Annotated in this window: 19 protein-coding genes; 5 read left to right on the top strand and 14 right to left on the bottom strand. The window is 65.2% G+C overall.

Going from position 1 to position 19,489, the window contains the following annotated elements:
* Positions 1-55: 55 nt before the first annotated feature.
* The gene (locus MMG94_RS16315; protein ID WP_040579333.1) at positions 56-1,288 is read right to left on the bottom strand and encodes a DUF3047 domain-containing protein; all 1,233 of its coding nucleotides are present in this window, start codon (positions 1,286-1,288) and stop codon (positions 56-58) included.
* A gap of 138 nt (positions 1,289-1,426) precedes the next feature.
* On the opposite strand from MMG94_RS16315, the gene MMG94_RS16310 reads away from it, so the two are divergent.
* The gene (locus tag MMG94_RS16310) at positions 1,427-2,443 is read left to right on the top strand and encodes an AraC family transcriptional regulator (RefSeq protein ID WP_016920642.1); all 1,017 of its coding nucleotides are present in this window, start codon (positions 1,427-1,429) and stop codon (positions 2,441-2,443) included.
* A gap of 53 nt (positions 2,444-2,496) precedes the next feature.
* On the opposite strand, the gene MMG94_RS16305 is transcribed toward MMG94_RS16310, so the two are convergent.
* The 8 genes from MMG94_RS16305 to MMG94_RS16270 all read right to left on the bottom strand — a co-directional run bounded on the left by MMG94_RS16305 (position 2,497) and on the right by MMG94_RS16270 (position 9,907).
* On the bottom strand, positions 2,497-3,537 hold the full coding sequence (locus tag MMG94_RS16305; RefSeq protein ID WP_026016356.1) for a linear amide C-N hydrolase: 1,041 nt from the start codon (positions 3,535-3,537) through the stop codon (positions 2,497-2,499).
* Positions 3,538-3,694: 157 nt separating this feature from the next.
* The gene (locus MMG94_RS16300) at positions 3,695-4,372 is read right to left on the bottom strand and encodes a 4'-phosphopantetheinyl transferase family protein (RefSeq protein WP_016920644.1); all 678 of its coding nucleotides are present in this window, start codon (positions 4,370-4,372) and stop codon (positions 3,695-3,697) included.
* A 2-nt stretch (positions 4,373-4,374) separates the two neighbouring features.
* Positions 4,375-5,424, bottom strand: coding sequence for an NAD(P)/FAD-dependent oxidoreductase (locus tag MMG94_RS16295; protein ID WP_016920645.1), 1,050 nt, complete (start codon positions 5,422-5,424; stop codon positions 4,375-4,377).
* 243 nt (positions 5,425-5,667) lie between these two features.
* Positions 5,668-6,057: a 2Fe-2S iron-sulfur cluster-binding protein gene (locus MMG94_RS16290; RefSeq protein WP_016920647.1), complete on the bottom strand. Its 390-nt coding sequence runs from the start codon at positions 6,055-6,057 to the stop codon at positions 5,668-5,670.
* Between the two features lie 312 nt (positions 6,058-6,369).
* A complete protein-coding gene (locus tag MMG94_RS16285; protein WP_016920648.1) occupies positions 6,370-6,942 on the bottom strand; it encodes an ABC-type transport auxiliary lipoprotein family protein in 573 nt (190 codons plus the stop codon).
* Positions 6,943-7,023: 81 nt separating this feature from the next.
* Positions 7,024-7,929 carry an MlaD family protein gene (locus MMG94_RS16280; RefSeq protein ID WP_016920649.1) on the bottom strand — a complete coding sequence of 302 codons (906 nt, stop codon included), beginning with the start codon at positions 7,927-7,929 and terminating at the stop codon, positions 7,024-7,026.
* A 10-nt stretch (positions 7,930-7,939) separates the two neighbouring features.
* Entirely contained in the window at positions 7,940-8,752 is an 813-nt protein-coding gene (locus tag MMG94_RS16275) for an ABC transporter ATP-binding protein (RefSeq protein WP_016920650.1), read from the bottom strand.
* A 12-nt stretch (positions 8,753-8,764) separates the two neighbouring features.
* The gene (locus MMG94_RS16270) at positions 8,765-9,907 is read right to left on the bottom strand and encodes an ABC transporter permease (protein WP_040579335.1); all 1,143 of its coding nucleotides are present in this window, start codon (positions 9,905-9,907) and stop codon (positions 8,765-8,767) included.
* 128 nt (positions 9,908-10,035) lie between these two features.
* Here MMG94_RS16270 and dgcA point away from each other — a divergent pair, with 128 nt between their 5' ends.
* Positions 10,036-11,019 (top strand): N-acetyl-D-Glu racemase DgcA, encoded by a 984-nt coding sequence (gene dgcA, locus MMG94_RS16265; protein WP_016920652.1) that lies wholly within the window; start codon positions 10,036-10,038, stop codon positions 11,017-11,019.
* A gap of 67 nt (positions 11,020-11,086) precedes the next feature.
* Here dgcA and MMG94_RS16260 read toward each other — a convergent pair whose 3' ends face one another.
* A complete protein-coding gene (locus MMG94_RS16260) occupies positions 11,087-11,422 on the bottom strand; it encodes a rhodanese-like domain-containing protein (protein ID WP_016920653.1) in 336 nt (111 codons plus the stop codon).
* 229 nt (positions 11,423-11,651) lie between these two features.
* Between MMG94_RS16260 and MMG94_RS16255 the strand changes: the two genes are divergently transcribed.
* The gene (locus MMG94_RS16255) at positions 11,652-13,496 is read left to right on the top strand and encodes a putative bifunctional diguanylate cyclase/phosphodiesterase (RefSeq protein WP_016920655.1); all 1,845 of its coding nucleotides are present in this window, start codon (positions 11,652-11,654) and stop codon (positions 13,494-13,496) included.
* A 97-nt stretch (positions 13,497-13,593) separates the two neighbouring features.
* Here MMG94_RS16255 and MMG94_RS16250 read toward each other — a convergent pair whose 3' ends face one another.
* The 3 genes from MMG94_RS16250 to MMG94_RS16240 all read right to left on the bottom strand — a co-directional run bounded on the left by MMG94_RS16250 (position 13,594) and on the right by MMG94_RS16240 (position 17,411).
* Positions 13,594-13,992 (bottom strand): hypothetical protein, encoded by a 399-nt coding sequence (locus tag MMG94_RS16250; RefSeq protein WP_016920656.1) that lies wholly within the window; start codon positions 13,990-13,992, stop codon positions 13,594-13,596.
* 44 nt (positions 13,993-14,036) lie between these two features.
* Positions 14,037-16,832: a phosphoenolpyruvate carboxylase gene (ppc, locus tag MMG94_RS16245; RefSeq protein WP_016920657.1), complete on the bottom strand. Its 2,796-nt coding sequence runs from the start codon at positions 16,830-16,832 to the stop codon at positions 14,037-14,039.
* A gap of 267 nt (positions 16,833-17,099) precedes the next feature.
* Positions 17,100-17,411 carry a hypothetical protein gene (locus MMG94_RS16240; RefSeq protein WP_154419663.1) on the bottom strand — a complete coding sequence of 104 codons (312 nt, stop codon included), beginning with the start codon at positions 17,409-17,411 and terminating at the stop codon, positions 17,100-17,102.
* A gap of 144 nt (positions 17,412-17,555) precedes the next feature.
* Here MMG94_RS16240 and MMG94_RS16235 point away from each other — a divergent pair, with 144 nt between their 5' ends.
* Together MMG94_RS16235 and bioB are read left to right on the top strand one after the other, a co-directional pair.
* Entirely contained in the window at positions 17,556-18,089 is a 534-nt protein-coding gene (locus MMG94_RS16235) for a PTS sugar transporter subunit IIA (RefSeq protein ID WP_154419664.1), read from the top strand.
* Positions 18,086-19,045, top strand: a complete 960-nt coding sequence (bioB, locus tag MMG94_RS16230; protein WP_016920660.1) for a biotin synthase BioB — start codon at positions 18,086-18,088, stop codon at positions 19,043-19,045. The genes MMG94_RS16235 and bioB overlap by 4 nt, the downstream gene beginning before the upstream one ends.
* Here bioB and MMG94_RS16225 read toward each other — a convergent pair.
* The gene (locus MMG94_RS16225; protein WP_016920661.1) at positions 19,023-19,424 is read right to left on the bottom strand and encodes a hypothetical protein; all 402 of its coding nucleotides are present in this window, start codon (positions 19,422-19,424) and stop codon (positions 19,023-19,025) included. The two genes, bioB and MMG94_RS16225, sit on opposite strands and share 23 nt — an antisense overlap.
* Positions 19,425-19,489 lie beyond the last annotated feature (65 nt).

Below are 19,489 nucleotides of genomic sequence, written 5' to 3'. Positions count from 1 at the left end.
TAGCGCCGTCGCCCCGACAGAGCGAAAGAGCCGGCCTGCCCGGAACGGATCGATTCTACAGTTTTCGTGTCGCGCCGTCGGCTGTCGCGACCCTGACGTCGGCGTAACGGCACGCGCCGCGGCGCCGCTGGAACGGCGTGATCGCCAGCAGCCAGATATGGCTGACCGCTTTCGCCGATCCGCCAATATGGGTGGCGTAGTCGGCGGCGACGTCCCGCTCCAGCTCCCGCCACGATCCAAGGCCTTTCGCGCCGGAATCGACGACCATATGGGTCTCGACGGCGTCCCATCCGGCGAGCGGGCAGCGGAAAACCTTGCCCGTCGGCAGCGCCGAGCTCCAAATATAGGTGAGGTCTCGCCCATCCGCGAATTTGACGCCGATGGACAGATAGTCGTGAACGGGCGCCTGGTCTTCCGCGACGTTTGACGGCAATTGATCGATTTTCCAGCGCCAGCCGAGTTTCGGACGGGACGCGAGAGAGATCGTCAGCGGACGCTCGATAATGGACGCGCTTCCCGCGCTCTCGCACACAATCTCGCCATTCGCGTCCCGAATGAAGCTCTCCTCTCCGCCGCCGAGCAGGAAAAGATTGGACCAGCCTTCCGGCAGTTTGCGATTGCGCCTCAGGCGAGCCAGTTCAGCGCCTGCAAGATCGCCGATATTCCCGCCAAGGGCCGCGAGGCTCTCGAGGCCCCTGGCCGCCGCGCCGCGCCACAGGAGCGCAACGCCGGTAATGTTCACGTCGTCCCTGCGATAGACGTCTTCCGGAATCCTGAGCCGGCCGTCCTCGTCGGCGTACAGCGTCGCCAAGCGGGCCACCTCGATGAGACCGTCATGAGAGGCGGTCATTGTGCTCGTGTCCGTTCCCGGACTGTAGATCGGCCTTTGGCCCCGCATGCGCGCATGGAAAGCGAGACCGGGCGCGAACCAGAGGTCGTGCGGACGAGACAGCCACCATCGCCCGGCGACGAGAAAAGTCACTTGCTGGCCTTTCGCGGCCTCGAGGCCAAGATCGATCCAGGGCAAATCCGAACCGTTGATCTCAAACACGCGATAGCCGGCGAGTTCGGGCATGTCGGCCCGGGCGAGGAGGTCCTCCGCGTCCTTCTTGAAGCCCGCCCCCGCCGGACGGTCGGACGAAGCCGCGAACGCGGCTTTCGATCCCATGGCCGCGAAAGGCATGATCACGCCGAGAGCCGCGGCGCGTCGCAAAATGTCGCGGCGCGAAACGACGCCGCGCCCTGAGCCATTCGTCGCATAAGAAAGTTCAAGGCAATAAAGGCACATTCGCCGCTTCCTGATCTCCCGCCGAACCGCGGCCGGCGTCGTTTCGCAATCGGAGAGCCGAATGTTATCGTTCGCCGAGACGATCTGCATGCCGGGCGGCGCCGAAAGGCGGCCTCTTATGGCGCGCGAGGGCAATGAATGCGACGAAGCGGATATACGCGCGCGAGCACGCTCGGGCCGATCGCGGACGTCGTCACGGCGAATGGCGGCTCGATCGATCGGGTTTTTCGCCGCGCCGATCTTCCCGTTAAATTATTGGATTCGCCCGACGCGCTTCTGCCGTTACGCGATCATTTCCGGCTTCTTGCGACCGCCTCGCGCGAATTGCGAGACGAGGCTTTCGCCGCGCGGCTCGGGCGCCAAACCTCGATCGCGGGCCTCGGAGTCTATGGCAAGTGGGTCTTGCAGGCTCCCACCCTGTTAGAAGCAATGCATCGCGCGGGAACGAGTCTGCCGCATATGATGCAGAGCGCGACGCGGCTGGCCGTACGGCGCTATGGCGACGAGGTTCACTGGTCATATGAGCTGGCGGACCCCGCCACGGAAGGGCGGCCGCAGAACGAGATGCTCGCGCTCTGGTACATGATCGTCATGATCCGCCATTTCGCCGGCGCCCGCTGGCTGCCGAGCCGAGTCATGGTCGGCGGCCTGCCGTCAAAGGCGCGTCGTTCGATCGACGAGCAAATGGGCGCCGACACGGTGATTTGCGACGGTCCCGGGACGATCGTTTTCGACAAGCGGCTGCTCATGGCGGTCAACCCGAATCTGAATGCGAACCGAGGCCTGATCGCCGACGAACTCGCGCGCATCTTCGACATACCGGCTCCGGACGACTTGCCGGGCAATATCGGCGTGCTGATCGATCTCGAATTACTCGGCGGTCGTCCCGACCTCTCCCGCATCGTCAGCCGGACCGGCCTGTCGAAACGGACGCTCCAGCGCCGCCTCGGAGAACTCGGACTGAGTTTTTCGGACCTTCTGAAGAACACGCTGCAGAGACGGGCCATAAACCTTTTGTGTCAGCCCGATCTGTCGATCACCGAGATCGCCTTGACGCTCGGCTATAGCGACCTCGCGCATTTCAGCCGCGCGTTCGAGAGCTGGAGCGGCCTGGCGCCCGGTCGATGGCGGGAGTTGGCCAAGCGCGGCGGATGACGTTCAAATTCCGCCCTCCGGGTGGATGGCTCGTCCAGCCCCCCAAGAACCGCTTAGTGAGAGATGAACTTGAAAGGCTCCGCGGCCACGAACTTTTCCGATACTTCGTCCGACAGCATCGGCCGTCCGCTCAGATCGAGCTTCATCGGTTTGCCGCCCGTCGCCGGCAAAACCTTTTCGAGGTCCACCCAGAAGATCGCAGGATTGTACGCGCTCTCGAAATAATAGCGTTTGGCCGCGACGTCCGAGACGGTGCGCCAGACGGTCGAGGCGATGTTCGGCTCCTTGGGATCGGTTATGCCCAGCGGCACGGAGATGGCGCGGATCAGCGAGAAGGTCGCGGCGGTCGCGAGCCTCGGATCGGACTCCTTGGCGGCCGCGTTCAAATTCCAGCTGATGCGGGCGAAGCGATCGGACGCGCGAGCCGTGCCGGGCAGAAATTCCAGGCCGCCCACCGTATTCCAATAGGCGTTGATGGCGAGCTGCTGGTCATAGCTCGGCGAATTGGTCATCACCCTATATTGCGGGCTGTGGTGGATGACGAGCTTGCCGTTCAGATATTCGAAAATGGCGCTGTCGCCCGTTGCGTCCGCAATGGCGAGATGCGCGCCGGCTTTATGGCCGTCGGGAAGATCCGGCGCGACCAGGACGAAGGGCTCCTTCTGCAAGGCCGTCACCGCCTCGGCCACCGTGCCGAAATTGTCGAGCGCATATTGCGCCCAGGCGCCGATGGAGAGCTTCGGCTTCTTCGACTTCGTCGCGTCGCCATAGTCCGCCTCGACGAGATAAAGGACATTGGCGACGAGGCCGGCGTCGTTCATGCCGTCGACAGTCGCGAGATTGTAGAAGGAGCTGATCACCGATCCGTGCTTGGCGGTCCATTTGATCGCCTCCTGCGGGACGCCCCCATCGCGCGCCATCCCCTTGGGGAAAGCCCAGAGGTCGGTATTGGGATCGACCATCCAGTCCATCGAGCGGCCGACCATGTAGGACTTGGTCCCCGTCTCGTAAAGGATGCGGGTGCAGGCGTCCGCGGGAAGCGTCGAGAGGGAAAGGGCGGCGCTGAGGGCGAGGCTGCAAATGGTCTTCTTCATCGCATGATCCTTGAAACAGAAAAGCGGCGCCGTCATTGCGGGCGCAGCGAAGCAATCCAGAAGCGTCATCACAACTCTGGATCGCTTTGTCGCTCCGCTCCTCGCGATGACGGAATCGGCCGATCGAAAGGCCGCTCAACTCTGGCACGGATCGGGATCAAAGCAATGAGGCGAGCTCCGCCTCGCTGAAATCAGCCCTAACCGGTCCTTGCGCGGCGAGCGCAAAATGAAACGATCCGCGCCGCCAATGCGCCGCGCTCCACTGTTGCGCCGAGCCGTCGAGCATCGTCACGCGCGGCGGATCGAGCGCGATCGCGAAACTGTCGAGCGCGCGCGCGAGCCCCTGTCCGGTCGTTTTCACCACGGCCTCTTTCAATGTCCAGATCGCGAAAAACATATCGCGCCGCGCCGCGCCCTCGACGGCCGCGAGCAGCGCGACTTCCTCCGGCGCGAAAAAACGTTGCGCGAGTTTCATGCTTTCAGCGCGGCGGTCGGACGGCTCCACGTCGACGCCGATCTCCGCGCCGTCGGCGACCGCGACGGCGACCATGCCGCGCGTATGGGAGAGACTGAAACGCAGGTCTCGCGCGCAATCGAGAAGGTAGGGTTTGCCGAGCTTCGTCGCGGCGAAGCGCCAATCCTGCGGCGGGCGGGCGGCGCGGCGCGAAAGCTCCAGGCGCAACAGCCCATGCGCGGCGACGTAGGATCGACGGTCTTCCTCAAAAGCGAAGCGCGCCGCACGGGCGCGCTCCTCGTCATCTAGCAAAGCGGCGAGCGCTTCCCATTGCGGGGCCGTTATCCCCGCAAGGTCGAGCGCCCGGACCGTAACGTCCACGATCAGGAGACGCCGAGCTTCTTCTGAAGGTTGGTGGACGACGTCGTGTATTGGAAGAGGAGCTTCTTGTCCGGGAAGATGTAACGATGCGCTTTCTGAGCCGCGAGAGCGCCCTCATGGAAGCCCGAAAGGATCAGCTTCAGCTTGCCCGGATAATAATTGATGTCGCCCACCGCGAAGATGCCGGGATGGCTCGTCTCGAACTTCTCGGTGTCGACCGGGATCAGATTCTCATTGAGCTGAAGACCCCATTCGGCGACCGGGCCGAGCTTCATGGTGAGGCCGAAGAAGGGCATCAGGCGATGGCAGGAAAGCTTCTCTTCCACGCCGTCATTGCCCTTGAGCAGCGCGCTGACGAGCTGGCCGTCGGCGCCCTCGACCTGCGTGATCTGTCCGAGCTTGAAGGCAATCTTGCCCGAGGCGACCAGCTCCTGCATCGCCGCCACCGAATGCGGCGCGGCGCGGAAGGCGTCGCGGCGATGGACGAGGGTGAGGCTCTTAGCGATGGGCTGGAGATTAAGCGTCCAGTCGAGCGCGCTGTCGCCGCCGCCGACGATGACGACGTCCCTATCGCGGAAATCCTCCATGCGGCGCACCGCGTAGAAGACCGACTTGCCCTCATATTGTTCGATCGTGGGGATTGGCGGCTTTTTGGGCTGGAAGGAGCCGCCCCCGGCCGCGACGATGACGACCTTGGCGAGGAAGACCTTGCCGGCGTCGGTCGTGAGGCGGAAGGAGGGCTTCTCCGGCGTGCCGAGCGAGGTGAGCGTCTCGACCATTTCATTGAAGTGATAGGTCGGATGGAAGGGCGCGATCTGCTTGAGAAGATTGTCCGTCAGGCCCTGGCCGGTGACTTCCGGAATGCCGGGAATGTCATAGATCGGCTTCTCGGGATAAAGCTCCGAGCACTGGCCGCCGGCGCGCGGCAGAATGTCGATCACATGGCATTTGATGTCGAGGAGACCCAGTTCGAACACCGCGAAAAGGCCGGCCGGGCCCGCGCCGACGATGACGACATCGGTTTCGATCGCGGCTTCGTTGAGCTGGTTCATATTCTAAATCCTTGTCTCAATGGCGGCGGGCGCCGCGTCGGGGCCTCCGGCGGCGAAGGGGGAAGCACCCTCGCGAGCGATCGGAAACGGCCAGACGAAGAAACCGGGGAGGATTTTCGAACGCGGCCAGCCGACCGGCGGATGAGCCATCCGCCGCCGCTCGCGTTCGTCTATAGCATTCGTTGGAAGATGCAACGCCAAACCGCTGCGGCGCGAAGCCGCCGCAGCGCCGCGCGCGACCGATCAGCCCTGCTGGGCGGGGGTGTTGACGACGAGACCGTCCAGTTCCGGGCGCACCGTGATCTGGCAGCAGAGGCGCGAATTGGGCTTCACGTCGAAGGCGAAGTCGAGCATGTCCTCTTCCATCTGGGAGGGCTTGCCGACCTTTTCCGTCCATTTTTCATCGACGTAAACGTGGCAGGTGGCGCAGGCGCAGGCGCCGCCGCATTCGGCGGCGATTTCGGGGATGTCGTTGCGGCGCGCGGTCTCCATGACGGTGGAGCCGACCTCGCCCTCGACGGTGCGCGGCTGGCCGTTCGAATCGACGAACGTGATCTTGACCTTGGTCGGCGCGCCGCCACCCGGTTCGGCGCCGTAACGCGTCGCTTTGTCGTCGAAGCTCATCTTCACCATGACGCCCGTCTCTTCCCTCGTCGCGGATGCGCCTTTCGCCGCAAAATCAATTGCGATCGCTGGCGCTTACCGTCGTTCGGCCAAACCGAACCCCCGATTTTTGCTGCGTTCGATTAGCACCCGCTTCTTTGCCGCGCTAGCCCCCTCTTGTGGCCGCGCGGACGCCGCGCCTCGCCCGAATTTGCGCAAATGTCCTGAATCGCCGCTCAAATCGCAAAATTCAGTTTGGAGAAACAGCCGATGACGGATGTGGCGAGCGCGTTTCGGGGGCGCGCCCGCCTGACGCTCATCGAGCGCCGGGGAACGGTCGGATCACAGCCGGCTACGGGCCCAGGCGGCTATGCGGGCGAGCGCCTGCGCGGCGGCGTCGGTCAGCGCCAGGGCGGCGGCGGCGCCGGTATGGGCCGGCGCGAAAGTCTCGGCGGAGATATTCTGGGCGGCGCGCGCCGCGCCGGTGTTTTCGTCCAGAATGCGGACATAGATCTCGACGACCGCGACATTGCGGGCCACGTCGATCTCGAAGCGGCGGATATCCGTCGCCAGCGCCCGGCCGCTCCCGCCGATGCGCGCCGCGCCGACATCCGCTTTCTGCAGAGATTCGATCAGGCGTTCGCGCAGGAGGCGCGGAAGAGGGGCGGACCATCCGACGTCGGGGAGCACGAATACGCTGCCGTCCGCGTCGCGGAGGACGATGCGGTTCGAGCTGGTGGGCGAGACCGCCATCGGCTCCCGAATGGAGAGCGCGCCATCGGCGCGGACGGATCGATGCGTCGGAACCGACGCGCCGGCGAGATCGAAAACCTGGCTCGGCGGCTGCGCGCATCCCGCCGCGCAGAGGGCAAAGGCGGCGCAAACGAGCGCGCGCGCATTTTTCCCCCACGCCATTGGCCGCATGCCCCTTGCGATCAACCCAAGCCTGAACGGCTTTCGCTCTTCTAGACCATAAGGCCGCGCCGACAAAGAGCCTCAGCGACCGCGATATTCAGGCGTCGTCTGGGAAGGACCCCAGATGAATTGCGACGGGTCGCGCTCGATCGACTTTATCGCCTGATCGAGCGTATCGATGGCTTTGCGCGCGTCGACGGCGAGTTGCTCATATTGCTTCAGACCGGTCGCCGAGAAGCTCTTCAGACTGTTCGAGGCGCTCGCGACATTGCCGGTGATCGCCTTGAGCTGCCTGGGATCGATCGCCTTGATCGTCTTTTCGCCCGCCGCCAGGAAACTGTCGAGCCGCGCCGCGACGGGCTTCAAGGAATGCGCCGCCTCGGAGGCGTCCTTGATGAAAGCCGAGATGTTGTTTGAATTGTCGGCGAGCGTCTTGGTGAAGGTTTCCGCGTTTTTCAGCGTGCCGCTGATCGTGTCCTTGTTTTCGTCCAGAAGCTTGTCGAGCTTCACCAGCACCTCCGCCGCCTTGGTGGAGAGATTCTGAACATTGCCCAGGAGATTCTGAATTTCCGAGCGCTCGGCCTGGATCTGCGGATATTTCTGTCCTTCCGCCGCGACGAGATCGGGAGCGCCCGGCGTGCCGCCGACGAGCAGGACGTCCGCGACGCCGGTGAAGCCGCGCGTCTCGAGGCGCGCGCGCGTATTAGTCTTGACCGGCGTGCGTTCGTCGATCCGGACCAGCACGTCGACCTTGCTCGGGTCTTTCTCGGAGATGGCCAGATGCGTCACCTCGCCGACTTTGACGCCGTTGAAGAGAACCGACGACCCTCGGCTGAGGCCCGAGACGGAGCCCGAGAAGACGATCTGATAGACGTCCTGCTTGCCGGTCTGGCTCGGTCCGGAGAACCAGTAGACGAAGCCGAACGCCGCGAAGATCGCCGCGAGGGTGAAGGCCCCGATCAAGGCGTAGTTGGCGCGGGTTTCCATCGTCGTCCTCTCAATCGGCGGTCGCGGCGGCGAGCCGCCCGCCGCGCACCCCGTGGAAATAGGCTCTCAGCCAGGGATGGTCGGACCGCAGCAGGGTCTCGAGCGGCCCCTCAGCGATCACTTTGCCGTCAGCGAGCGCGGCGATCCGGTCGCAAATCGAATAAAGGCTGTCGAGGTCGTGGGTCACCATGAACACGGTGAGCCCGAGCGTTTCCTGCAGCGTCCCGATCAGTTCGTCAAACTCCGCGGCGCCGATCGGGTCGAGACCGGAGGTCGGCTCGTCCAGGAAGACGAGTTCGGGGTCGAGCGCCAGCGCGCGCGCCAGCGCCGCGCGCTTGACCATGCCGCCCGACAATTCCGACGGAAATTTGTCCGCCGCGTCGGGCTTCAAGCCGACAAGCTCGATCTTGAGCATGGCGAGTTCGTCCATCAGCTTCTGCGACAGGTCGCGCGTCTCGCGCATCGGCATCTGGATGTTCTGCTTGACCGTGAGCCCGGAAAACAGCGCGCCGTTCTGGAAGAGCACGCCCCAGCGCTGCTCCAGCGCCTTGCGCTCCTTGGAAGGAAGCTTGTCGCGCTCATGCCCGAAAATGCGGATGGAGCCGGCGCGCGTCGGCACGAGGCCGAGAATGGCGCGCGTGAGCACGGATTTGCCCTGGCCGGAGCCGCCGACGAAGCCCAGCACCTCGCCGCGATAGACGTCGAGATTGAGCCCGTTCATCACGAGCTTCTCGCCGAATCCGACGACAAGATCCCGCACGCTGATGACGACGTCGCCCGGCGATTGTCGTGGAGCCGAACCGTGCTCGTGGTGAAGGGTCATCGGCTGGCGCGCTCAATAATCGATCGCGGCGAAGAAGACCGCGAAGAGGCCGTCGAGGACGATGACCATGAAGATCGACTTCACGACCGAGGAGGTGACCTGACGGCCGAGCGACTCGGCCGAACCCTCCGTCGCGAGACCGTCCATCGCCGCGACCAGGCCAATGACCAGCGCCATGAAAGGCGCCTTGATGACGCCGACCATGAAGGTGTGAAAGGCGATCGCCTCCTTGAGCAGCGAGGCGAAGGCCGCCGGGCTGATGCCGCCATAGCCCCAGGAAACGAGCATGCCGCCGAAGAGCGCCGCCATGTCGGCGATGAAGGTGAGGATCGGCAACGACAGCACCAGCGCCAGCACGCGCGGCGCGATGAGCACTTCGATCACAGAAAGGCCCATCACCCGCAGCGCGTCGATCTCCTCCCGCATTTTCATCGAGCCGATTTCGGCTGTGATGGCGGAGCCCGAGCGGCCGGCGATCATGATGGAGGTCAGAAGAACGCCGAGTTCGCGCAGGACGAGGATGCCGATGAGGCTGACCGTGTAGCTCGAGGCGCCGAACCGGAGGAGCTGGAAAATGCCTTGCTGCGCGACGATGCCGCCGACCAGCAGATTGATGAGGATGATGATCGGCGCGCTTCGAAAGCCGATCAGCTCCATATGCACGACGAGCGAGGTGAAGCGGAAATGCCTGGGATGCGTCGCGACATAGCCCATGGAGGCGACGAACTCGCCGAGAAAGGCGACGCCGCGATAAAATTCCGAAAGCCCCAGAGCGACCCCTCGCCCGACATCATCGAGAAGCTGGAGGATCGCCGGGACCTGGCGGCGCGCTGGCGCGGCGAAGTCGCGATAGGCCGCTTCTTCGAGCAGAATGTCGTGCTCCGGGCGCGCATGCTCCAAAGCGACGCCGACATTCGCTCCGGCGAGCAGGCGCCGCGACCGGTTGATGAGCCAGGCGCCCGCCGTGTCGAGCCGGGAGACGCCCGAAAGGTCGATTGTGACGAAATTGGCGGCGCGGCCGAGATCGACGATCTCCTGCGCCTTTTGTTCGAGGCGCCGCGAGGCCGAGAGCGTCCAGTCGCCGACAAGCGCCAGACGCGCGCCGCCCTCGGCGGGGGAGACGTCTGGAGGTATTCGCGCGGCGTCGACAGACATAGGCCCTCTTTTGAGATCGCGTTCGATCGGAACCTTGCAAATCGTCTTAACTTCGTGACATGCGGTCGACAAGCGCGCCGGCGCACAGCCTGAGGCGCAAGAGAGGGCGAGCGGATGCGGAGCGCAAGATGAAGGTCGAACTGACGCTGGCCGTCGAGGCCTTTCCGATCGCGGGACGATTCGTAATTTCCCGCGGCGCCAAAACGGAGGCGAGGGTCGTCACCGCCACGCTGCGCGCGGGCGACGCCCTCGGGCGGGGGGAATGCGTGCCCTACGCCCGTTACGGGGAGAGCGTCGAAAGCGTCGTCGCGGCGATCGAAGGCGCGCGCGGCGACATTGAGAGCGGAGCCGACCGCATGGCGCTCCAGCGCCTGCTGCCCGCGGGGGCCGCGCGCAACGCCGTCGACTGCGCCATGTGGGACCTCGAGGCGAAGCTTTCGGGCCGCCGGGCCTACAAAGCGGCCGGCTTCGACCATCTGGCGCCGCTCGTCACCGCCTATACGCTCTCGGTGGGGACGCCCGAGGAGATGCGCGCCGCGGCGCTGAAGGCGGCCGACCGGCCCTTGCTGAAGATCAAACTCGCCGGCGAAGGCGACGAGGCGCGGCTGGCGGCGGTGCGGGAGGGCGCGCCCCACGCCCGGCTCATCGTCGACGCCAACGAGGCGTGGCGCGACGAGACGCTCGAAGCTCAGCTCGACGCCTGCGCCCGTTTCGGCGTGGCGCTCGTCGAACAGCCTTTGCCCGCCGGAAAGGACGAGCTGCTGGCGAGAATCGCCCGGCCGATTCCGGTCTGCGCCGACGAGAGCGCACATGAAACGGCTTCGCTCGCCGCCCTCCGGGGCCGCTACGACGCCGTGAACGTCAAGCTGGACAAGACGGGCGGCCTGACGGAAGCCCTGGCCATGGCGCAGGCGGCCAGCAAGATGGGCTTCGAGATCATGGCCGGCTGCATGGTCGGCACGTCGCTCGCCATGGCGCCCGCGGCCTTCATCGGACAGATGGCCGCCTTCGTCGATCTCGACGGCCCGCTTCTCCTCGCGCGCGACCGGGAGCCGGGCCTTGTCTATGAGGGCTCGACCATGACGCCGCCGGCGGCCGCGCTCTGGGGATGAAGCGCGCCGCGCGCAAGCCTGACCCGCTTTTCGCAAAATGTGCCCGAAACGTGTGAAATCGCGGGGGTTACATACCTTGCTCGACCGGCTCGCCCGCGTTCAGCCAAGCCAGGATGCCCCCGCCGAAATGGGTATTGGCGTCGCGCCGGCCGACGAGACGGGCCTGCTCCATCGCCGAGACCGAACGGCGGCCGGACCGGCAATAGATCACGACCTTTTGCCCCTCTCCGGCGACGGGCAGCTTCGTCGGGTCGAAGCGCGACAACGGATTGAACAGGGCGCCCTTGATATGGCCGGCCGCAAATTCGTCGGCCTCCCGGACGTCGACGAGGAGGATCGAGCCGTCGGCGAGGCCAGCCTTGAGGTCTTCGAGCCTGATGTCGTTGAAGGGCGAGGCGGTCATCTGTGGAAATCTCCTGTTAATCGCTCTTGGAAGGATCATTGGCACGCCGGCCGGACTGCGTCCAGCAGATGGAAGGCCGTTGTTTTCGCACATCATTAACCGGCGGGAACGGCAGTTCTCCAAAACCCCGCCGGAATTCGGGGCCGGCGTCGACCAATTACGCAACGCCGAATTTACGATTGCGCGCGATAAGGGTCTTTCCGAAGTCCAGCGCTGAAGGTCTCGCTATATGCAATTGCGCCACATCGCAAATCGCGGCTCCGAAGCGCCCGTTGCGACGACCATTCGTTCATCCATTTTGAAAGCGCCGCTGCAGGCGCAGCCCGCTGCCCCGCCAGCCGCCGCTCCTCCGCCCGCCGCGCTCGAAATGTCGAGCGGGCCCGACCCGCGCCAGATCCTCTCTTCGATCGGCGAAGTCGTCTACACTTGGGACATCGTCACCGACCGCCTCACCTGGGGACCGAATCTCGCGGAGATCCTTGGCGCGATCGCCCAGGATGACCTCGGCACGGGCCTCGCCTATGGCGAACGCGTCGCCGGCGAAGGCGGCGGCTCGCGCTATGACGCCATCATGCGGTCCGACCAGACGGACAATGGCGAAGGCGCCTCGTTCCAAGTGGTCTACGCCCTCCGCCAGCCGCGCGAATTGGGCCCGGCGCCCGCCATCTGGATCGAGGACACAGGCCGCTGGTTCAAGGGCGAAGACGGCAAGCCGGTCCGCGCCCATGGCGTCGTGCGCGTCGTCACCGAGCGGCACGAAATGGAGCGCAAGCTCGCGCTGGGCTCCCAGATCGATCCGCTCACCGGGGTCCTGAACCGCGCCCAGCTCGCCGAACATGTGAACCGCTTCCTGCAGCAGGCCGAGCGCACGCGCAAACCCTTCGCCGTGCTTCTCGTCGCGCTCGAGAATCTCTTCGCGCTCAACCGCACCTATGGTTATGACGCCGGCGACGAGGTCATCGCCGGACTCGCCAGGCGCCTGCGCGAAAATGTCCGGACCTGCGACGTCGTCGCCCGGCACGCGGGCAACAAATTCGCGCTGGTGCTGGACAATTGCGACGCGGAGCAGACGCTCGCGGTCGCCAACAGGCTGCTCGAACTCGTGAAGGGCGCGCCCTTCGAGACCTCGGCCGGCGCCATTCCGGCGACGATCCGCATCGGGGGCGTCATCGGGCCGCGCGAAGGCCGCGCACCGCGCGTTCTCTTCCAGCATGCCGAGGAAGCGCTCGACGTCGCCCGCCAGGCCGCCGGCAAGCGCTTTGTCCCCTATACGTCGTCGCTCGCCCGCGAGGATGCGCGCCTGCGGGCGCTGCATGTCGCCGACAGCATCGTCTCAGCGCTGAACGAGCGCCGCGTGGAGCTCGCCTTTCAGCCGATCGTCTACGCCGCGACCGGCGAGGTCGCCTTCCACGAGGCCCTGCTGCGCGTGCGCCTGCCGGACGGTTCGTCTCTTTCGCCGGCGGCGTTGCTGCCGATCGCCGAAAAAGCCGGGCTCGTGCGCCTTCTCGATCAGCGCGTGATGGAATTGACGCTGGAGCGCCTCACCGCCGAACCGGATTTTCGGGCCTCGGTCAATTGCTCGATGAATACGGTGCTGGATCCGGAATGGCCGGACCGCCTCGCCGCCGCCATCGCGCTCAACCCTTCGATTCCCGACAGGCTCATCGTCGAAATCACCGAGACCTGCATGATCGAGGATTTCGAGACGACCAAGAACCTGATCGCCGCCTGCAAGCAGCTCGGCGTGAAGGTCGCAATGGACGATTTCGGCGCGGGCCACACCTCCTTCCGCAATCTGCGCGATCTCGCCTTCGACATCGTCAAGATCGACGGCGCCTTTATTCAGAATATCGCGACCTCCGCCGACGACCGCTTCTTCGTGCGCACGCTGATCGATCTCGCGCGCCATCTGTCGCTCAAGGTCGTCGCGGAATGGGTCGAGGATGAAGCGACCGCGCGCATCCTCCGTGACTGGGGCGTCGAGTTTTTTCAGGGCGCGCTTTACGGCCGCGCCGAGTCGCATCCGCGCCCGCAAATCGAGGACAAGCGCCAACTGGCCGGCGCGTTCATCTGAAGCGCCGGGGAATTTTAGCAACGAAAAAAGCGCGCCCGACCGGGGGCGCGCTTTTTTTTTGTCGCCGCTCCCCGCCGACGGCGCCGGGGGCTTTGCTTCAGGCCGCCCGGCCGATTGCGCCGAGGATATGGCTCCACATGGGCGAACAGGCGATCATGATCGCGAAAACCGGGAACGCGATCGGTAGAACGGGCGCCTCGCTGACGCGTTGGCCCGTGGCCACGCGCCACACGAGGGCCATGACGACAATTCCGAACATGACGGCGGTCAGGAAACCTAAAGCGTAGATGGTGAACCCAAACCAGAGCGTCATCGCGCCGAGGAGCTTTGAGGCGCCGCCGCCGAAGCCGAACCACATCGTCCCGGCGACGACGAGGAAGGACGCCAGCATGTGCCATGGCAGGCTGCCGCCGGGCAGCGGGCGCCACCAGACGACGAGGAAGAAGAGACCCGCCACGAAGAGCGGGATCCAGTTGGGGATCGGAATCTGTCTCATGCGACCAGCATGCCGCCGAATCCTTGCAAATCCATTGCCCGTAATCACCCAGTATTGCGCAGGCCCGCCGACACGCCGTTGATCGACATCAAAATGCCTTCGCGGATTTCCGGATCGGTCATGCCGCCGCGATGGCGCCGGATCAGCTCGGCCTGAATGTAATTCAGGGGCGCGATATAGGGGAAGCGGTGCTTGATGGACCGCGCCAGCGCCGGATTGTCGGCGAGACGCTCCTTGGCGCCGGAAATCTTCGTCAGCGCGTCGACCGAGCGCGCATGTTCGGCCTCGATCATGTCGAAGATCCGCTCGGCGAGCGCGCGGTCCTCGACCAGCTCCGCGTAATGGCGCGCGATCTCCAGATCCGTTTTCGACAGGATCATGTCGATATTGGAGAGGAGCGAGCGGAAGAAGGGCCACTCCTTCGCCATGCGCCGCAGGAGATCGAGCCGCGCCTTTTCATCCTGCGCCAGAAATCCCGCTATGGCCGAGCCGAAGCCGAACCAGCCCGGCAGCGCGACGCGCGCCTGCGCCCAGGAGAAGCTCCACGGAATGGCGCGCAGATCCTCGATCTTGCGCGAAGGTTTGCGCGAGGCCGGACGCGAGCCGATATTGAGCGAGGCGATTTCGGAGATGGGCGTCGAGGCGAAGAAATAGTCGACGAAGCCTTCGGTCTCGTAGACGAGCCCGCGATAGGCGGCCATGCCCGCGCGCGACAATTCGTCCGCGACCTCCAGAAATTCCGGCGGCGGCGCCTTGTTTTGCGACAGCAGCGTGGCTTCCAGCGCCGCGGCGACGAGCAGCTCGAGATTCAAATGGCCGATTTGCGGATTTGAATATTTCGCCGCGATCACCTCGCCCTGTTCGGTCAGACGAATCTGGCCGTTCACTGTGCCCGGCGGCTGGGCGAGGATGGCGTCATAGCTCGGACCGCCGCCGCGACCCACCGTGCCGCCGCGGCCATGGAAGAGCCGCATGGCGATGTTGGGCATCGAGGCGAAGACTTCCGCGAGCGCCGTCGAGGCGCGGTAAAGCTCCCAGATGCTCGTAAGGATGCCGCCGTCCTTGTTGGAGTCGGAATAGCCCAGCATGATGTCCTGCTGGGCGCCGGAGTTGACGACGAGCCGCTGAATGCCCGGCAGCGCGTAAAAGGCGCGCATGATCGGCGCGGCGTTGCGCAAATCGCCAATCGTCTCGAAAAGCGGCACGATGATGAGGTCGGCCGTGACGGCCTCCGAGTCGCGCGGATCGAGCGTGCCGCGCATCAGGCCGCATTCTTTTTGAAGCAGCAGGACTTCGAGAAGGTCGCTCACCGTTTCCGTATGGCTCACGATGTAATGGCGGATCGCTTCGTCGCCATAGAGGCGGCGCATCTCGATGGCGCGCTCGAAAATCGCGAGTTCGCTCATCGCGGCGTCGCTATAGCTGCGTTCGGGCAGGCGCACGGGCCGTGGGTCCGAGAGCAGGCGGACGAGAAGCTGCTGCTTCTCGACTTCCGTCAGAGCCGCATAGTCTTCCGTCACGCGCGCGGCGGCGAGAAGTTCGGCGATGGTCTCTTCATGGCGATCCGAACTCTGGCGCAGATCGAGCGTCGCGAGGTGGAAACCGAAGACCTCCACGGCGCGGATCAGCGGCTCCAGACGCTGCGAGGCGATGACTTCGCTGTGATGGATGCGCAAGGATTCGTCGATCGTCACCAGATCGGCGAGGAAAGCCCAACTATTGGCGTAGGGTTCGCCCGGCGCGAGCGCATGGCGAACCGCCTGGCCGCCGGTGAGCTTTTCGAGCGTGCCGGCGAGTCGCGAATAGACCCCGATCAGCGCGCGGCGATAAGGTTCGTTGTCGCGGTGCGGATTGTCGTCGCCCGAGCGCGCGGCGAGATCCTCGAGCGCCTTGGTGGCGCCGCCATAGCGCCGCGAGATCGAGAGCTCGGCGCCGAGTTCGTGCGTTTCGAGGAGGTAATAGCGCAGCGCCGTATCGCATTGCATGCGCATCGCGGTCACGAGCGACTCGGCCGTGACGTTGGGATTGCCGTCGCGGTCGCCGCCGACCCAGGCGCCCATGCGCAGGAAGGGCGGCACGCGCAGCCCTTCGAGCTTCGCCTCGATCTCGGCGTAGAGGCGCGGGATTTCGCGCAGGAAGGTCGAGCGGTAATAGGAGAGCGAATTCTCAATCTCGTCGCGCACGGTGAGACGCGCCTCGCGCAGAAGCTCCGTCTGCCACAATTGCAGCACGCGGGCGCGCAGCAGCATCTCGTTATGCGCGCGCTCCTTCTTTCCCTTGAGAGTCTCGCGCGTGGCGAGCAGGTTGAAGATGGCGCGCTCCGTATCGAGGAGGCTGCGGCGGCGCACCTCGGTCGGATGCGCCGTGAGCACGGGCGAAATCCAGCCGCGCGACAGGGCGGCGGCGATCTTGCCGGGGCCGACCGCCGCCTTGCGCAGATGCGCGAAGGAGCGCGACAGGCTCGGCTCGTCAAGCGTTCCGCCATCGGCGAGCGCCCGCGCGCGCTCTTTGAGCGGATGCAGATCTTCCGCGATGTTCGCGAGATGCGAGAAATAGCTGAAGGCGCGGATGACCGCCGTCGCCTCTTTCGCCGAGAGCGAGCGCAGCAGCGCGTCGAGCTTGGCCGCGGCGTCCTGATCCTTGTTGCGGCTCGCCGCGACGGAGAGGCGGCGGATCGTCTCGATTCGCTCGAAGGCTTCCGGCCCTTCATGTTCGCGCACCGCGTCGCCGAGAAGACGCCCGAGAAGGCGGATGTCCTCATTGAGCGGTAGATCGCTCCGCGCCTCCGGCTCCGCCGAAGCCGCGGCCGGCGCGTCCTTTGTCTGTGCGTCGAGCTGCATGATGAACCCTTGAAACGATACGCCCCGCCCCGGGACGCTGGTTAAGAGGCTATAGCAGGGTTGAGGCCAGTTTTCGACGCGGCCGAAATGGTTCGAGCCCGCGCGATCAGGGACCTGGCCTTCCGCGCAAGGGAAACGTCGCGAAAACTTTCCTCGGGCCCGCGCTCGACGAGGCGGCGGCGGATCATGGTCCCGCAATTGCTCAAATCGGGATCGCCGTCGGACGCCGTCGCTGAAAGGACGTCAGATCCGCCCCGCAGCGCGGCTTCAGTCAAAGGGGCGCCACTCTTCCTGATAATATTTCTTGAAATTGGTCGGCGAGAGCTGCGCGCGGCACGGCTTGGAGAGCTGGCCCATATGGCCCTTCAGGCAGTTCTCCATTTCGAAAATAAAGATCGTGTTTCCGCCGCAGAATTTGTAAGCGTCCGGCGCGCAGACGTCCTGCTCCTCCGCCATCTCCTCGGCGGTGCTGCCCGCCCAGGTGTTGACCGCGAGCGCCGGGGCGACCCAACTTAGAGAGAGCGCAACGCCAATTGCGGCGATTCTGATCACGGGCGGCCTCACGATCGTCGGACGCAAGAGCTCATCCCCCGCGCAAGCCGACGGAAATTGCGGCGCCGCCGTCAATTTGGCAAGGCGCCGGCGGCCGATTTGGCGAGCCGCCGGGGGCGCGGACGCGCCCCTTGTTCCAAACCCCCGCCCCGCTTATAGACCTCCCGCGGCTTGAACATCCTCCATCGCCCGCATCTTTGCGGGAAAACCGGTCACGCCATGCTCGACACTGTGGAAATCGTCATCTTTTCGGGGCTCGGAGCGCTCTTCGCCGTCGGGCTCGTCGTTCTCGCCCGCTGGTCGAAGACGCGGCCGTCGCTGCTCGGCGCCTATGCGCTCATCGCCGTCTGCTTTCTTTATGTCGGCTTCGCGCTCCGCGCGCAGAACTCCGAAACCTGGGTCGGCTTCGAGATGACGGCCGTCGCCTTTTTCGGCACGCTCGCCGGCATGTCGATCGTCGGATCGCCCTGGTTCGTGACCGCCGGCTTCGCGCTTCACGCCGCCTGGACCCTTTATGAGCATTATCTCGGCGCCGGGCGGGATTTCGCGCCCGCGCCCTTCGTTATGGCGACGGTGGGCTTCGACGTGGTCGCAGCGCTCTATGTGGCCTTCATGACCCTGACGGGAAAAGGCGTGGAAACCGCCGCCGGGCCCGAGCGCAAGCTCGCCGCCCGCTCGCAGAACCGCAAGGGAGCCGCGAAATGAATGCGCCCGCAGACTTCAACATCCGCCACGACTGGACGGTCGAGGAGATCGTCGGCGTCCATAATCTGCCGCTGCTCGATCTGATCGCCCAGGCCAACGCCGTCCATCGCCGCTATCATGACGTCAATGACGTGCAGAAGGCGGCGCTGCTTTCGATCAAGACCGGCGGCTGCCCGGAAGATTGCTCCTATTGCCCGCAATCGGCGCATCATCGCGAGGTGAAGCTCGATCGCGTGGACCTACTGTCAACTGACGAGGTGCTCGCGGCCGCGCGGACCGCGAAGGACGCCGGGGCCGACCGATTCTGCATGGGCGCCGCCTGGCGCTCGGCGCCCAGGGACAAGCGCTTCGACGCGGTCGTCGACATGGTGCGCGGCGTGCGCGAACTGGGCATGGAAGCCTGCGTCACGCTCGGCATGATCGACGACGGACAGGCGAAGCGCCTCGTCGAGGCGGGCCTCACCGCCTATAATCACAATCTCGACACCGGACCGGAATTTTACGGCGACATCATCACGACGCGCACCTATCAGGACCGTCTCGACACGCTGAAGGCGGTGCGCGGCGCGGGGCTCGAAATGTGCTGCGGCGGCATTATCGGCATGGGCGAGAGCGTGCGCGACCGCGCGGGCATGCTGCAGGTGCTGGCCTCCTTCGATCCGCATCCCGAAAGCGTGCCGATCAACACGCTCGTCCCCGTCGAAGGCACGCCGCTCGCGCAGCGGCAAAAGGTGGAGCCTCTCGACCTCGTGCGCATGATCGCGACGACCCGCATCGTGACGCCGCGCGCGCGCGTCCGGTTGTCGGCAGGCCGGTCTTTCCTGACGCAGGAAGCGCAGATTCTCTGCCTCGTCGCCGGCGCGAATTCGATCTTCTACGGCGAGAAGCTGCTGACGACCGGCAATGCTTGCGTCAATGAGGACGACGCGCTGTTCAGCGCTCTCGCGCCGCGCTGAAATCGAGCTTCGTCCCCGCCGGCTCGCGGCGGGGAAACTTATTCGGGTCGAGACCGGCCGCTTCGGCGGCGTTGAGGACGAGCGGCTCCAGAAGGTCGCGCTCGGCCTCCTCCAGAAAGCCGCCGCCCGTCTCGGCGTCGATGCGCATCAGATCGTCATAGAGGCTGCGAAGCGCGGCGACGATCTTTTCATCCGGCCCGCCGGCGGGCAGGCTCTTCAGCGTCTTGAAATATTGCCGGATGCGGGCGTCCACGCGTTCCGTCGCCTCCCGCGTGGCGCCGGCCACGCCGCTGTCGCGGCAACGCTCCCAATGTTCGGCGATGGATTGTTCTGCGTCTTCGAGAAGGGCGTCGAGCCTGCGGTTGCGCGCCGCGTCCATCCGGTCTCTCCCGCCGGGCGTCGCGCCCCGGCCTCTCGCCTATGGATGACATGATTCCGCAGGGC

It is taken from the genome of Methylocystis parvus OBBP, assembly GCF_027571405.1.
Taxonomy (GTDB): domain Bacteria; phylum Pseudomonadota; class Alphaproteobacteria; order Rhizobiales; family Beijerinckiaceae; genus Methylocystis; species Methylocystis parva.
The sequence above is the reverse complement of the archived record's forward strand: the minus strand, read 5'-3'. Positions and strand labels throughout refer to the sequence as shown.